The 15,661-nt window shown below is 50.8% G+C and carries 12 protein-coding genes; 8 read left to right on the forward strand and 4 right to left on the reverse strand.

The window, feature by feature from the left end:
• Positions 1–51: 51 nt before the first annotated feature.
• From AC3WT9_RS23225 to AC3WT9_RS23235, 3 genes are all read left to right on the forward strand, one after another.
• Entirely contained in the window at positions 52–852 is an 801-nt protein-coding gene (locus tag AC3WT9_RS23225) for an ABC transporter ATP-binding protein (RefSeq protein ID WP_038597612.1), read from the forward strand.
• Positions 845–2,503, forward strand: a complete 1,659-nt coding sequence (locus tag AC3WT9_RS23230) for an ABC-2 family transporter permease (RefSeq protein ID WP_341096953.1) — start codon at positions 845–847, stop codon at positions 2,501–2,503. The genes AC3WT9_RS23225 and AC3WT9_RS23230 overlap by 8 nt, the downstream gene beginning before the upstream one ends.
• A gap of 229 nt (positions 2,504–2,732) precedes the next feature.
• Positions 2,733–4,742: a putative bifunctional diguanylate cyclase/phosphodiesterase gene (locus AC3WT9_RS23235; RefSeq protein ID WP_341096951.1), complete on the forward strand. Its 2,010-nt coding sequence runs from the start codon at positions 2,733–2,735 to the stop codon at positions 4,740–4,742.
• Positions 4,743–4,906: 164 nt separating this feature from the next.
• Here the strand turns inward: AC3WT9_RS23235 and AC3WT9_RS23240 are convergent, their stop codons facing one another.
• Positions 4,907–6,601 carry a methyl-accepting chemotaxis protein gene (locus AC3WT9_RS23240; RefSeq protein ID WP_341096949.1) on the reverse strand — a complete coding sequence of 565 codons (1,695 nt, stop codon included), beginning with the start codon at positions 6,599–6,601 and terminating at the stop codon, positions 4,907–4,909.
• A 247-nt stretch (positions 6,602–6,848) separates the two neighbouring features.
• Between AC3WT9_RS23240 and AC3WT9_RS23245 the strand changes: the two genes are divergently transcribed.
• Entirely contained in the window at positions 6,849–7,280 is a 432-nt protein-coding gene (locus AC3WT9_RS23245; RefSeq protein WP_341096947.1) for a MarR family winged helix-turn-helix transcriptional regulator, read from the forward strand.
• 84 nt (positions 7,281–7,364) lie between these two features.
• On the opposite strand, the gene AC3WT9_RS23250 is transcribed toward AC3WT9_RS23245, so the two are convergent.
• Positions 7,365–9,302, reverse strand: a complete 1,938-nt coding sequence (locus AC3WT9_RS23250) for an LTA synthase family protein (RefSeq protein ID WP_341096943.1) — start codon at positions 9,300–9,302, stop codon at positions 7,365–7,367.
• 219 nt (positions 9,303–9,521) lie between these two features.
• On the opposite strand from AC3WT9_RS23250, the gene AC3WT9_RS23255 reads away from it, so the two are divergent.
• On the forward strand, positions 9,522–11,840 hold the full coding sequence (locus AC3WT9_RS23255; RefSeq protein ID WP_341096941.1) for a helicase C-terminal domain-containing protein: 2,319 nt from the start codon (positions 9,522–9,524) through the stop codon (positions 11,838–11,840).
• 68 nt (positions 11,841–11,908) lie between these two features.
• On the forward strand, positions 11,909–12,877 hold the full coding sequence (locus AC3WT9_RS23260; RefSeq protein WP_341380048.1) for a Gfo/Idh/MocA family protein: 969 nt from the start codon (positions 11,909–11,911) through the stop codon (positions 12,875–12,877).
• Positions 12,878–12,962: 85 nt separating this feature from the next.
• Here AC3WT9_RS23260 and AC3WT9_RS23265 read toward each other — a convergent pair whose 3' ends face one another.
• Both AC3WT9_RS23265 and AC3WT9_RS23270 read right to left on the reverse strand, forming a co-directional pair.
• Complete coding sequence (locus AC3WT9_RS23265) at positions 12,963–13,646, reverse strand: CidB/LrgB family autolysis modulator (RefSeq protein ID WP_379145741.1); 684 nt, start codon at positions 13,644–13,646, stop codon at positions 12,963–12,965.
• Positions 13,646–14,014 carry a CidA/LrgA family protein gene (locus AC3WT9_RS23270; RefSeq protein WP_038597597.1) on the reverse strand — a complete coding sequence of 123 codons (369 nt, stop codon included), beginning with the start codon at positions 14,012–14,014 and terminating at the stop codon, positions 13,646–13,648. The genes AC3WT9_RS23265 and AC3WT9_RS23270 overlap by 1 nt, the downstream gene beginning before the upstream one ends.
• 113 nt (positions 14,015–14,127) lie before the next feature.
• On the opposite strand from AC3WT9_RS23270, the gene cidR reads away from it, so the two are divergent.
• Together cidR and AC3WT9_RS23280 are read left to right on the forward strand one after the other, a co-directional pair.
• The gene (gene cidR, locus AC3WT9_RS23275) at positions 14,128–15,051 is read left to right on the forward strand and encodes a cidABC operon transcriptional activator CidR (RefSeq protein ID WP_038597594.1); all 924 of its coding nucleotides are present in this window, start codon (positions 14,128–14,130) and stop codon (positions 15,049–15,051) included.
• Positions 15,052–15,161: 110 nt separating this feature from the next.
• Positions 15,162–15,446, forward strand: a complete 285-nt coding sequence (locus AC3WT9_RS23280) for an aspartyl-phosphate phosphatase Spo0E family protein (RefSeq protein ID WP_076109704.1) — start codon at positions 15,162–15,164, stop codon at positions 15,444–15,446.
• Positions 15,447–15,661 lie beyond the last annotated feature (215 nt).

The raw sequence follows: 15,661 nt of genomic DNA on the forward strand, positions 1-15,661 counted from the left end.
AAAGTTTGTCTTGATGATTTAAAAGAAAGCCGATTCGAAAGGAGATTAACAATGGGGCTATTGGAAGAGCCGGTCATCTCAATATCTGGCTTATGGATGAATTACAGTGACAGAATGGTGCTGCGGGGAATCGATCTGGAGGTTCACCGGGGGCAAATCATTGGCTATATCGGACCCAACGGGGCGGGCAAGAGCACCACGGTCAAGATCATGCTCGGATTGGTAGAGGGTTACAACGGTACGGTGAAAATTTTTGGCAGAGACATCGCTGACGGAGATACTGCCTACAAAAGGCGGATCGGCTATGTGCCTGAGGTTGCAGAGCTGTATGACAGCCTGACCGCGAGGGAGTATCTGACATTCATCGGCGAACTGTACGGCATGAAGCAAAAGGATGCCGATGAGAAGGCGGAAAGGCTGATGGGTCTTTTAAACCTGGAGAGGGCCTACGACATGCGTATCGCCTCCTACTCCAAAGGGATGAAGCAAAAGGTGCTGCTGATTTCCAGCATGCTGCATGATCCCGACATCTTATTTCTTGATGAACCGCTCAGCGGGCTGGATGCCAACAGTGTAATGATCGTTAAAGAAATCTTCGCCTCACTCGCGGCACGGGGCAAGACTATCTTCTATTCCTCGCACATTATGGATGTGGTAGAGAAGATCAGCAGCCGGATCATCCTGATCGACGGAGGAGATATCGTAGCAGACGGCAGCTTCTCGCAGTTGAAGGAGCAGAACAGGGAAGGCTCGCTGGAGGAGATCTTCAATCAGCTGACCGGATTTGACCAGTACCGGGATATCGCCGGTGAATTTGTAGCGGTCATTGCTGAGGGTGCTCCGCATGAATGATTTCTTTGTATTGAAGCTGCTTGACCGGCTGCAGGGAGGCTTCAAGAGAATCGGTGTCGATTATGGTATGCTGCGCAACATTCTTCAAGTAAAGCTGACCATGGACGGAAGGCGGACGCCGACGGTATTTGCGGGATCACAGAACAATAAGCAGGAGACCGAGGGTTCGCCGTTCCGGGTGCAGTGGTTTTATTTACTGATCGGTTTGATGATGATTTTCATCGTTATTCCCAAGGGAAATTATATCCTGATGATGAGTATGCTGTTTAGTGTGGTTATGTTCATGATTATGACAACACTGATCTCCGACTTCTCCTCGGTCATGCTGGATCTGCGGGACAAGAATATTTTGTTCTCCAAGCCGGTGAACCGCCGGACCTTGAGCATGGCGAAGAGCCTGCATATTCTCATTTATTTGCTGACAGTCACGCTGACGTTTACGGGACCGTCACTGATCGCTTCGATATTTATCCAGGGAGTGCCTTTCTTCCTGCTGTACGCTGCTGCGGTCATTCTGATGGACTGCTTTATCCTTGTATTTACCGCGTTGCTCTATTTATTGATCCTAAGGGTCTTTGACGGGGAAAAGCTCAAGGACATCATCAACTATGTCCAGATCATTTTATCCATTGGAGTTACGGTGGGCGCCCAGCTGATTTCCCGCTTGTTCAACATCACTGAGCTGGGTGTTACTTTTAAAGCGGCCTGGTGGAATTTTCTGTTCGCCCCGATCTGGTTCTCTGCTCCGTTTGAGCTGCTGATTGCCGGGAAAAAGAGTGCCCATCTTGTGGAGCTGGCCCTGCTTGGCCTTGTGGTGCCGCTGATACTGCTTGCGGCATACATCAAGCTGATGCCGACATTCGAACGGAGTCTGCAGAAGCTGGCGGAGCAGGGCGCTGCGGGCAAAGATAATGGACGCTTGTCCCGGCGGCTGTCTGCGATTGTATGCCGGAACAAGGAAGAGGGGATGTTCTTCCGGTTTACCTGGTCCATGATGAAAAACGAACGGGATTTCAAGCTGAAGGTATACCCGTCCATAGGATTGTCGCTGGTCTTGCCCTTTATCTTTATATTCAACCAGGTGTGGAGCGGAGACATGGAGGCGGTCAGAGGCTCCAAAGCTTACCTGTTTGTTTATCTCAGCGCAATGCTGGTGCTGACTGCTGTGCAAATGCTGCGTTATTCGGCCAGCTATAAGGGCGCATGGATTTATAAAGCTATTCCACTGCCCGAGACGGCCGCGGTGTACCGCGGGATGCTTAAGGCGGTGCTGCTGCGGCTGCTGCTGCCATTGTTTGTCTTGGAAGGAGCGGTATTCGTCTGGCTGTTCGGAGGCCAGATCATTGTAGATTTGTTCGCTGTGCTGCTGGCCTCGCTGCTGTATACCGTCATCTGCCATCGCATGATGCCGCAGGCGCTGCCCTTCTCTGAGAAATATGAAGCTGCCAAGCAGAGTGATTACAAAGGGATTTCCTTTGCCTTACTGTTTATATTAATGGGATTTGCCGGGGTTCATTATGTGTTCACCTTGTTCTTCCCGGGAATTTACATCTATTTGGTAATTTTGGCAGCTCTCAATTGGTGGGTTTGGCATATTTCCTTCCCCCAAGCCGCTCCGCGAAACGGGAAGCTCCCAACTCTCGGCGCTTGAGGCAGCAGGCAAATATGGACATTTTTTGCCATCCTCAAAAAAGGGGTTCAAGTTCCAGTATTTACTTAGACAGATTTCCAAATAAAAGGTAGAATACAGCTGAAGTTAGTTCTCAGGGATCACCTATAATCTTTACACACTCTTCCGTTTATCTGATACTCGTATATTGATTTTATACTTGAGAATACATGCAGCGATAATGATAATATAACCGGTGAAGAGGTCAACTATGGATCAAATGGGAATCCACTATAACATTTGGATTGTTTTGCTATCTTTCGCGCTGGCGGCAACCGCGGCCTATTCAGCGCTTAATCTGATTTCACAGGTTTCCCATTCTACGGGCAAGATCCGGCGTTTGTGGCTGCTGTCGGGGGCATGTGTGCTGGGCAGCGGAATCTGGGCGATGCATTTTGTCGGCATTATGGCCAGCCGCCTGCCGTTTGAAGTCGGTTATCATCCGGGCAGAGCGGTGTTGTCCCTGCTGATCAGCATCCTTTCCAGTTTTCTGGCCCTGGGGATTGCGGTAGCATCCCGCCAGCGGCTGCTCAGGCTGCTGGCCTCCGGCTTCATTCTGGGCGGTGGAATTTCTGCCATGCATTACATCGGGATGTCCTCTATGGAGATGGACGGCAGACTTCACTATGAGCCAATGGCTCAGGGCATATCTATGATGATTGCTCTTCTGGCCTCTTACATCGCTGTATTTCTGTTTCGCAAGTTTAAGGATTACACAGGCTTCAGTGCCAGGAAGCTCTGCTCCTCGCTGTTCATCGGGTTTGCGGTAACCGGAATGCATTATATCAGCCTGAGTACAAGCCGCTTCGAGCTCAACAGTTGGCTTGGGACTAAGCCCTTTCTGATGGAGACGGATTTCATTCTGTTGACAGGGGTATCGCTGGTAACTCTGTTTATGCTCGCTATTTCTGGAGGCGCCGTGTTTCTGGACCGGCATGTTCTGGAAAAGATGGCCTATCATGACCCTTTGACCGAGCTGCCGAACCGGCATGGGCTGGAGCGTTACTTTCTCGAGGAGTTCTTTGGGGTGAACACGGGTGCGGTGTTTTTTGTCGATCTGGACCGGTTCAAGTCGATTAACGACACGCTGGGACATGACATCGGCGATGAACTGCTGCAGGAGGTTGCAGACAGGTTGATGTATTGTGTAGGCTGCCAAGGCAAGGTCTTTCGGATGGGCGGCGATGAATTTCTGATTGCGCTGCCGGATTGTACATTAGAGAATGCTCAGGACATGGCAGAGCATGTATTGCGGGAGGTTAAGAAATCCTACAGCATTAAGGGCAATGAGCTGTATGTAACAGCGAGTGTCGGAATCAGCCTGGCTCCCGTGCATGGCACGGACCGCTCTGCGCTGATGAAAGCCGCGGATACCGCGCTGTACACCTCCAAGGACTCCGGCAAAAATAAATTCAGTGTGTTCGATCAGGAGATGAACCGCCACCAGCTGCGGCGGATGTCACTGGAGAAGGATCTGCGCAAGGCGCTGGCCCGCTCTGAATTTATGGTAGTTTATCAGCCGAAGTGGGATTCATTTATGAACGTCACTGTTGGACTGGAGGCGCTGCTGCGCTGGAGGCATCCGGAGCATGGGATCGTCTCTCCGGCAGAGTTTATACCGATTGCCGAAGAGACGGGCCTTATCGTGCCGATTACGTACTGGATGCTGCATGATGTATGCGGCCAGAATATGCTGTGGCACAGGGCTGAGGTAGCGAATGTTCCTGTATCCATCAATATGTCGGCCCGGATGTTTGAAGGCGGAGGCCTGTATGATGTGGTGGAGGAGGCGCTTACACGCTCTGGTCTGGAGCCGCATTTTCTCGAACTGGAGATCACGGAATCCATTGCAATGAACAATATGGAGGAGACGGTAGCACAGCTCTCCAAGCTGCGGAATCTCGGGGTGCGTGTATCGCTCGATGATTTCGGTACAGGGTTCTCTTCACTCGGTAATCTGGATGAGATTCCGGTCAATACGCTTAAGATTGATCAGGTCTTTATCCGCAAAAGTAAAATGCATTCGAAAAAAGCGATTATCAGCAATATTATTGCGATTGCCAGTAACCTCAATATGGAGGTTGTGGCCGAAGGTGTAGAAACCACCGAACAGATAGAACTGCTGCAATCCCTCGGCTGTCGGGTAATGCAGGGTTTCTATTACGGCCGTCCGATGCCGGTTCATGAACTGGGTCAATGGTTTATAGAAAATACAGCCTAGACGCTACATACGTTTATATAACTCAATGTACTATACAAGAGGCTGGTCATCACTGAGAAACAGGATGGCCAGCCTCTTGTTCAAAGATAAGAATTTAGCACTTGTTAAGTCTGTAGCATTAAAAAAGCAGCGAAGTCTTGTTGAGACTTGCTGCTTTATTAGAATTAGATTTTAAAGCTCTCCACCAGCACCTGCAGCTTCTCAGCAAGTGAAGAAAGGAACGCAGCGGAGGATTCAACCTCTTGCATAGCTGCAAGCTGCTCCTGGGAGGAAGCGGATAAGGTCTCGGCGCCTTCGGCAGTCTGGTTCGATACTGCGACAATATTCTGAATCGTTGTCACGAGTCCGTCGGAGATCAGTGCCAGTTCACGGACGGTCGCCGAAATCTGCTGGCTTTGTGAAGACATATCGGAGACAGAAACTTCTATCTCGGAGAAGGATTGCCCGGCAGACAGGATCATTTCTCTGCCCTGCTGCATTTCATCCGTGGAACGTTTCATGGTTTCTCCGGCCTTGTCCATCTGATTTACAATGAGATTGACCAAATCGCCAATTTGACCTGCTGATTTAGCTGAGCGTTCAGCAAGCTTACGAACAGAGCCTGCAACAACAGCAAAGCCTCGGCCTTCTTCACCGGCACGGGCCGCTTCTATCGCCGCATTCAACGACAACAGGTTGGTTTCTTCGGCAATGCTGGCAATCGTACCGACAATGTTCTCAATTTCCTTGGAATGACTGCCCAGTGTCTCGATAATAGCGGATAAATCGGTAATGCTGCCGCTGACCACCTGCATTTGCGAGGTGGTGGAATCCATCGCTTCCCGTCCTGTCCGGGCTCTCAGTGCATTGCTGGCCGCATTGTTCATGGCGCTGTCCGCATTGTCGGCAATGTCGGTAATAAACCGGGACATATCCTGTACAGCTTTATAGCTTCCTTCCAAATTGTCCAGCTGCGTATGGGCCCCATCCGCCAGCTCAAGGGTGACATTGACACTATGCTCTCCGGCCCGGTTCGTTTCCTGAGCGCTTGCTGAGAGTTCCTGGGAAGAAGAGGCCACCAGCATGGAGGTATCATTGACCTGGGTGATGAGGTAGCGCAGGCTCGACGTCATTTCGTTAAAGTCGCGGGCCAAGGTGCCGATTTCATCCTTGCTCTTGAACAGGAGCGGTTCACGGGTCAAATCGCCCTTAGCCACGTTGTTAACTGAACTGGATAGTTTGGTGAGCGGTCTAACCATGCGCCGGATGGCCAAATACGCGGCAATAATAGCTACTACCAGTATGGATGCGCCGATAATGAAAGGCTGAACGATGATGTCCCTCGTACGCGTCTGAATCAGCGGGCCGTCAAAATTGATGGCCATAAGTGCGATAATGGGCTTCGTGGGGTCATGATCCTGATAAATGGGGCCGTACCCGGTTTTGAGGGAGGTGCCTTGATATGTATAAACTTTGGAGTATGCGGAATGCTTCATGGTAGTAATCATTTCTTTATCTTTATCCGAAAAATAGAAAGTGTCGCCGGCCTTATAGCCTCTTTCTTTGAAGCTTTTGTCTGCGGCAAGCACAGTACCGTCCAAGGATAGGATGAAGGCTTCCTTGAAAATCGGTTTATGGTTAATAATCCAGCTGATCCGGTCTTCTACAGCGGCCACCTTACTGCTGTCACCTGACACCAGTGCCGATATGTCAGCGGGATCTACCAGGCCGGTAGTAATATTCGCACAGCCTACCAGTTCGATACCTGCAGCTTCATCCACTTGTCTGTAAGCGGCGCGGTATCCGAAGAACCCGATGGATGATCCGACAAGAAGTAACACAATGAGCATCATCCAAGTTAATTTTGTTGCCAATTTCATGTTTTGTACCACCAGCCCTGACTAAATATATTCAGTGAATCACTGTTCACTGCTAAGATTATAGCGTATCGCGGCTCCTAGAGCAGTATCTAGAATGTAGTATTTTTGTGTCGGAAAATGCAAACTTTGCCTAAAAAAATCACTTTTGCAATGACTCTGATCATGTCCAAAAAGACAAAAGCATTGAATCATCACCTGCCGAAGTGTTACGCTTAAGGCAGGACTAACGGACTGGGAGCTGAAAGGGATGCCGCAACAAATCGATCCGTTGATTGAAGCCGTAGGATTGTCTATGTGGAGGGTGCAGCGTAAAATCACTTCACAGATGTCATTGCATAAAGAAATCGGTCTGACTGTGCCGCAATTCGGACTTTTGCGGATGATCGCACAGGAGAAAAAAGCAAGGGTGATCCAACTGGCCGATAAGCTTGAGGTGAAGTCCAGTGCGGTTACAGTCATGCTGGACCGGTTAGAAGCGCTGGGACTTATCGCACGCGAGCCGGATGAGAATGACCGCAGAGCAGTTATTGTGACTCTTACAGCCAAGGGCCAGGAGCTGCTGGAGGAAGCGCAGTACCGTTCGCTGCTGCTGCTTGCCGAACATTTATCAATCCTGAAGCCGGAGGAATTGCAGAACTTCGCGGACTATTACCGGATACTTGAGAAGCAGGAACGATAACGGGATTGGCCTGAGGGATACAGAAAGAGCCGCGCTCCAAATGGGAGCGCGGCTCTTTCTGTACTGCTGCTTAATCCGCCTATGTTATTCTACGGCGGTCTTTTTATCCGGCAATTGGGTCACATAGCTGTCTGACAGCTGGCGCAACCGCAAAGCATTGGTATATTCATCTTCGGTACCGTCAGGAGTTTTCCCTCCGGCAGCCAGTTTATATTGCGTATTGTCTTCAAAGCTGTTCCCGGGAATCAACAGCCCGGAGCTGGCAATGAAGGAGCCGGTTGGCAAATAATAACGCTGCGGCAGCAGATTGTATGTCTGGCTGAGCAAGTCCTGGCCGAAGTGGATATTGTTAGCCATGGAGACACCCAGCAGGCTGGCAGCCGTTGGCATAATATCAATTTCTCCGCCAACTTGTTCCAGAGTTTGTGGCTTGAGGCTGTCTCCGGCATGAATAATTAGCGGAATATTGAGCATATCGGAATATTCATATTCATGTCCGTATATTTCAGTCATCAGTTCTTTGTCATCATGGTCCAGTGAATAAATCGGCAGTCCCATATGGTCTCCGTAGACCATGATCAGACTGTTATTCCAGACACCACTTGCTTTGAGCTCTTCAACAAATTGTCCGAAGGCATAGTCGGCATAATTCTGCGAACGGATATAGTCTCCGACAAAGGTGCCCTCATAACGCTCAGGCAATTTCATTTGATATTTCTCTGCCGGAATGGTGAACGGATGGTGCGCTGACATGGAAATGACCTGAGCATAAAACGGCTTGCTGCTGTCATCCATTTCTTTCAGCTTCTCGGCAGACCGGCGGTAGAGCACTTCATCGGAAGAACCGAAGAAGAAGGTATCTTCATCTCCGAAGAACTTATGGTCGTAATATTGCTCCCAGCCCAGTGAACTGTAGAGCTCGCCGCGGTTCCAGAATTCCACATCATTCGTATGGAAGGTGGCTGTCTGATACCCGTTGGCCTGCAGCAATTTCGGCAGACTTGGCAGATCCTTGTCGACATATGCCATCGTAGCCGCACCTTGCGGCGGAATATAGTAAGAAGAGTTAACAACGAACTCCGCATCCGAGGTATTTCCCTGCCCCACCATCTGGTAGAAGTTAGGGAAATAAAGACTTTCATCCATCAGACGGTTGAGGTTCGGCGTAATTTCTAGGCCGTCCACTTTTAGTCCCATCAGAAAGCTCTGGAAGGACTCGAGCTGAATGATGATCAGGTTCTTGCCTTTGGCAGCACCCTGAAGCGGGGAGACAGCTGCGGGATCAATTCCCTTCAGCTTGTTGATAGCATCCTGCGTAATCTCACTGGCGTTCACAAGCTCTGTTTTATCTTGAGCAAAAATGGTATAAGCCTCATAATTGAGGATACCCATCTCCTGCGCTTTCTTGATCTCATTCATACTGGCCTTATTGGGCAGTATATTGAACAAGCAGAGTGCGAAGGAAACGGCGAACAGCACGCTGAAGGAAAGCTTGCCGTTGCGGCGGTGGTCACAGCGGTTAATATTATCCTTTTTATACGTCCGGCCCTTCTTATTAAAGAAGAAATAGATGCCCAGGATGATAATGTCGGCAAATATCAGCAGATAGTAAGGGTCCATCAGTGAAAATACGCTGTTGCGGACAGCAGTGACTTGGTTCACCTGCTCTGCTGCATGGTAAGTGACAATAACTCCGTAATATTTAAAGTACATAATAGCGGCGAAAAAGATCGCGGTAACGAGCAGATTGACGGTCATATAATAACCAAGCTTCCGTTTGGAGGCAAAACGCTCAATAAGGCAAAAAAGCGCCCAAACAAAAGGAATTTCGGTTAATATTGTTTTCCAGGGCAATAAATCTCCAAAGATTACACCCCAAGCCAGACAGCTTTTGAGAATGAAGATGATCGAGAAGAATACAAATGGTTTAACCAACCATCGTTTAATAGTAAGGGATGACACAGCTTCGCCTTCTTTCTGCAAGATGAAACGCCGTTTCCCGGCTAGGAGGACGCAGCGCATAGACAAAAGAATTCCATATTAATAGAACTTATTATGCAGTGCTGGTGGAGGAATGTCAAAAATCAGAATCGTCGTATAACCACCATGAACCGCGTAAAGCGATATGCGCAGGAATGAAGCCGGGATTATAGCACTCAGATCAGTTTATATCATGGAAAAAGGACGAAAACGGCCACCGATGCTAAAAAGGGGCTCGGGAAATAGTGGGGGTGGGCATACATGGAATATGCGGAAATAGTTCTTTCAGTGAGATCCCTCGTGGAATATGTCTTTAGCAGCGGCAGTCTGGAGCCGGGATTCCGCAGTGGAGCAGCGATGGTGGAGGGTACGCGTATTCATCAGCACATTCAGAAGCAGTATAAGGAAGGAGACCGTAAAGAAGTCTACCTGAAGACAGAAATTGCCCATGAAGGCCTTATATTTAGGATCGACGGACGCTGCGACGGCCTGCTCACCGGGGAGGACGGAAGTGTGACGGTCGAAGAGATCAAATCAACGGCCGGTCCGCTCGAACCTGCTTTCGAAGGCCGGGAGGTGCACTGGGCGCAGGCATACATGTACGCCTATATGATATGTCTAGCACAGGAGCTTACTTCTATTGAGGTCAAGCTCACCTATGTCCGGCGGGGCGGTGAAGAGCAGCGGAGCCTCTACAGGCAGTTGTCCAAAGAAGAGCTGATTGCCTTTGCCGTTGATACGGTAGCGAAATATGCCCCTTATGCTGAGCTGATGGTCAGGCATGAGGCGCAGAAGGAAGCCAGCATCCGCGGGCTGTCGTTTCCCTTTGCCGAATACCGGCAGGGACAGCGGCATTTTGCGGCTGCGGTCTATAAATCAGTCACGGAGGGCGTTAATCTGTTCGCCCAAGCCCCGACCGGTATCGGCAAAACGATGTCCACCCTCTTTCCTGCGCTCAAAGCATTGGGAGAAGGCAAGGCAGCCGGGCTGTTCTATTTGACCGCTAAGACGGTTAACCGGTTCGCCGCGCAGGAGGCAATAGCCATGCTGCTGAAAGGCGGGCTTCATGTGCATGCTATTACGCTTACGGCAAAGGAGAAAGCCTGTTTTCGTGATGAGGGGCTGTGCACTAAGGACTTCTGTCCCTTTGCCGACGGATATTATGACCGGATCAATAACGCGCTGCTGGACATGCTGGAGCATGAGACGCTGATGACACAGGACGTGATTGCCAGGTATGCCAAGAGACATCAGGTTTGCCCGTTTGAATTTTCGCTGGATGCCGCCTATGCCTGTGATGCCGTTATATGTGATTACAATTATATTTATGATCCCCGTATCAGCTTAAAGCGGCTGCCGGAGGAACGGAAGAAGAAGACGGTGCTGCTGGTGGATGAGGCCCATAATCTGGTGGACCGGGGGAGGGAGATGTACTCGGCCAGTCTGGCGAAGGCTCCGTTCCTCTCGCTGCAGCGCCAGTACAAGACCGTTAACCGCTCACTCGGCGTTGCCGCCAAAGCGGTAAATGCTTTTTTCATTGCCCTGCGCAAACGCTGCAATGAAGAAGGGGCAGGTGAATGGACGATGTATCCGGAGGAGTTGCCTGCCCTGCTGGAGAGTTTTGCCGCAGAAGCGGAGCTTGAGCTGCTCAGCCCTTCGCCTATTTCGCTGGTTGCACAGGAGGGAGAAGAAGACGGTGAAGGCGGGCTTTTGGATACGTATTATGCGGTGCAGGGGATGCTGCGCACGTTCAAGACCTATGATGAACGGTATGTCACCTATGCGGAAGTCCAGCGCGGGGATGTGGTGCTGAAGCTGTTCAATCTGGACCCCTCCTTTTTGCTGCAGCAAATGGGAAAGAGCTACCGCAGCCAGATCTTCTTCTCGGCTACGCTGTCGCCGCTTTCCTTCTACAGGGACATGATCGGCGCGGGCGAGGAAGACTACAGCCTGAGTGTGCCCTCTCCCTTTCATAAGGAGCAGTGGCAGGTGTCTGTGCTGCCAGTCTCCACCCGTTATCGCGACCGGGCCGATTCTCTGCTTCCACTGAGTGATGCGCTGAAAGGATTGGTCTCCCGGAAAGGCAACTATCTGGTGTTTTTTCCTTCGTATGTCTATTTGCAGAATGTTTATGAGATATTCGCGGACAAATATCCGGAGGTTCCCACGCTGGTGCAGAGCAGCGGTATGAGTGAACCCGAGCGGGAGCAATTCCTCTCCTCCTTTCGCCCGGATAACCCTGAAACACTGCTGGGCTTCGCCGTGCTGGGGGGGATATTCTCGGAAGGTGTGGATTTGCCCGGTGACCGCCTGAACGGTGTGATGGTTGTAGGGGTAGGCTTGCCGCAGGTAGGGCTGGAGCGTAATCTGCTGCGTGAATATTTCCAGTCCCGGGGAAAGAACGGTTTTGATTACGCCTATGTCTATCCCGGCATGTGCAAGGTGCTGCAGGCTGGGGGCAGGCTGATCCGCAGCGAGAATGACAGCGGAAGCATTGTGCTCGCAGATGACCGGTTCCTGCAATATCCATACCAGCAGCTGCTCCCCGGGGAATGGAGAAACTACCTTGTACTGGCTTGAACGCTTATAATCTAATTGTACTTCTATGAAAAGATGCTGTTCACTAGAGCGCTACAGGAGGGAATTAAATGACACTTAATATCGGAATCGTAGGAACAGGCTGGTTCTCCAAGGTGCATGCCGATTTGCTCACAGGCATGGAGGATGTGTCGCTGAAAGCCATCTGCGGCAGCAGCAAGCAGAAGGGTGAAGATATGGCCCGTCCGTATGGAGCAGAGGGTTATGGTAAAATGACAGAGATGCTGGAAGCCCATAAGCTGGATGCCGTGTACATTTGTGTACCTCCACAATCGCATGGAGCGATAGAGCGGGCGCTGATTAAGAGAGAGATTCCTTTCTTTATCGAGAAACCGCTGGGGTCAAGCACGGAAATTCCGGCAAGTCTGCTGCAGGATATTAAAGAACATAATTTGCTGACCTCGGTTGGCTATCATTTCCGTTATCAGGAGAACATAACGCGGCTGAAACAATCCCTGAGTGGAGATAAGGTAGGAATGATTGTCGGACAATGGATGGGAGGGATGCCCGGCGTAGCCTGGTGGCGCAACCAGGAACAATCCGGCGGACAATTCACGGAGCAGACGACCCATATCGTCGATCTGCTGCGTTATCTGGCCGGCGAGGTGACAGAAGTATATGGTATGTTCGGGAACCGGATCATGCATGAGCAGCACGAGAATGTAACGGTAGCTGATGTGGGCACAGTGTCGCTGAAGCTGGCAAGCGGCGTGGTTGCGAACATTTCCAATACCTGTGTGCTGCCCGGCGAGGTTGGCCGTGTCGGACTCAGCTTCTACAATGACAACGGGCTGCTGGACTGGAATCCGGAACGTCTGCTGGAGGTGCGCAGCGGCGACAGCAAGGAATTCGTTAATGCAGGCAATCCTTACGCAGTGGAGACCGAGGCTTTCCTGCATGCGGTGCGGACCGGAGACCGCTCACGGATTCTCAGCGATTATGAGGACGGCTACAAAACGCTGAAAGTAACCTGTGCGGCTTATGAGTCGGCTCAGCGCGGCCTGCCGGTGAAACTTTAGGAATAGCCGCTTTTGGCTTTAAGTAAAAAGAAACCTGCCGGATCGGTTAAATGATCGGCAGGTCTTTGGCCCAAGCCGGGTCGGCCTAGTGGAGGAATACCGCGAGAAGTGCCGGTGCAAGTCCGATCGAGAACAGCGCCGTCAGAATCATCGAGATACTGGAGATGGTACCGGTCAGGGAGCTCAGCTCAAAGGCCTTGGATGTCCCTGTGCCGTGTGCGGCGGTTCCCAGCGATACACCGCGCGCTATTTCGTTGTCAATGCGGAAGAGGCGGAGTACGGTTGGCCCCATCAATGTTCCCAGCACGCCGGTGAGAATTACGAAAACAGCCGTAATGCTCGGGACACCGCCAATGCTTTGCGAGATGCTCATGGCAATCGGTGTCGTCACCGAACGGGGTACCAGGCTGGTCGCCAGTTCCCCGCTTAAATGCAGCCACTTTGCCAGCAGCATCGAGGAGAGCACTGCAATTACTGTACCCGAGAACACGCCCGCCGCAATTTCGGCGGCGTGTTTTTTGAGTACTTTGAAGTTTTTATGGAGTGGGATCGCAAAGGCGATGGTCGCCGGCTGCAGCAGATCTGTAAGCCATTTGCCTCCCGCATTGTAAGATTCATAAGGGATGCCCATCAATAGCAGAAAGAGGATCATCGCCAAGGGTGTTATGATGAGCGGAGAAGCATACATCTTGGTGCTGGAGGCATAAATTCGTTTGGAGATGAGATACACAGCAATGGTGAGACCTAGCAGCAGCAGTCCTGTAATCATCAGCTTTTACGCTCCTTCACTTTATAGATGGCTCCCGTAAGCAGGCCCGAACCGGCCATTACCGCAAATGTGCCGACAAGCACAACCGCCAGCACTTGAAGGCCGTCTGCTTCAAGCAGACTCGAATATTTCATCACTCCGATAGCGGAAGGGATAAAGAACAGCAGCAGCTCGGCAAGCAGCCAAGAGGCACCGACTTCCACCCAGTTCAGGCGGATGACGCCAGATTCCAACAGCAGGAACAAGAGGATCATCCCGATAATGCTTCCGGGAATAGGTATATGAAGTAGTGGAGTCAATGTATTGATAAGCATTGAGAATATTGTAAGTCCGGCTACCTGCAGCAAGCCTAGGGATAACTTTTTCATAAGGCTTCGCTCCTTTCATGATAATGAAAGTTTACATCAATTGTTTTCATAGGTAAAATGAATAGATCGAATAAATGACATTCCTTTTGTCTATGCATGGGAGGCGATAAGCGATGGATATCCGCCAATTACAGTACTTTGTCCAGGCGGCCAGGTTGAACAGCTTTTCCAGAGCGGCGGAGTCGCTCTATATCTCACAGCCCACGATCAGCAAAATGATCCGCAACCTCGAGAATGAGCTGGGTGCGGACCTCTTTTACCGTGAAGGCAAAAGCATAAGGCTGACAGATGCAGGGGAGATTCTGCTCTCCAAGGCGCAAAATATAGTGGAGTCGTTCGCCAGCCTCTCCTCCGAGCTGGACAGCCTGCGCAACCTAAAGCGCGGGCATATCCGCATCGGCCTGCCGCCCATGGTGGGCGCCAGCTTCTTTCCGGCCGTCATCGGAGAATTTCACCGGCGGTATCCCGAGGTTACCATCCGGCTGCATGAGGACGGAGCCAAGAAAGTGGAGGATGATGTGGAAACGGGGCTGCTTGATATCGGGGCGATTGTGCTACCCGTGGATACGGCAAAGTTTCATTGCTTTACTTTTGTAGAGGAGAAACTGGAGCTTCTAGTGCCGATAGGACACCGGCTGACCGGTACTGACAGTGTTCCTCTGAAAGAACTGGCGGAGGAGGAGTTTGTGCTGTTTCGCGAGGATTTTGCCCTGCATGACCGGATCATAACAGAATGCGTAAAAGCCGGATTTCAGCCCAGAGTTGTATATGAGAGTTCACAGTGGGACCTGATTAGCCGGATGGTGGCTGCCGGGATGGGCATCGCACTGCTGCCGGAGACCATCTGCCGTGACATGGACCGGTCCAGAATTTCTGTGATTCCTTTAACAGAGCCTGTTATTCCCTGGCAGCTGGGGATGATCTGGCGCAGAGACCGGTATTTGTCCTTTGCCGCCCGGGAATGGATAACTTTTGCCATGGGAGTCCTTGGCCAGCGTTACAGTCCTCCGGGAATGTCTATTCAGAGGAATGAATGAAAATTTACCAATGTAATATGTTCGACATATTTTTCTTTTTTTTCAAAATATGTTTTTTGGCATCATGAATTATGATAAGGTAGAAGTTGATAGAGAGCAGGTGACTGATCGTGAACTTATACCAGGCTTCCCACGAGGATCATAGAAGAGATTACAGAGAAGACGAGTTATTTTTAACTATAGAGAGCCTTAGAAGTCAATTGCTGGAGGTGGCGCAGGAGCGCAGTCTGAGCGACCATACGGTCGTTGAGCTCAGCCAGCGTCTGGACGGCTACATTGTAATGGCTCAGAAGCAAATGATGGAAGGCCTGCGCAGCCGCAATAATGCAGCTTCCGCTTTCGGCAAAGTTACCAAGAGCCAAAGGGTAAGAAGCAAGGCGGCATTGCAGCAGTAGTTCCGCCCGGCTTCTAACAACCGGATAGGTGCTGACAGAAGAGCCTGCTGCTTTTCTTCTTAAATTGTTGGAACAGTAATTTCATAAATAATCAGCTGCCCGCTGATAGGAAAGGTCCCGCGTTGCGGGGCCATTTTGTTATGGCTTTAGCCAGTTGAGTGCGTGAAACGCGCGAAACAAAAAACCACCCGCTATGCGGGTGGAGGGAACGAGGG

The sequence above is a fragment of the Paenibacillus sp. EB106-06-01-XG199 genome (assembly GCF_058791575.1).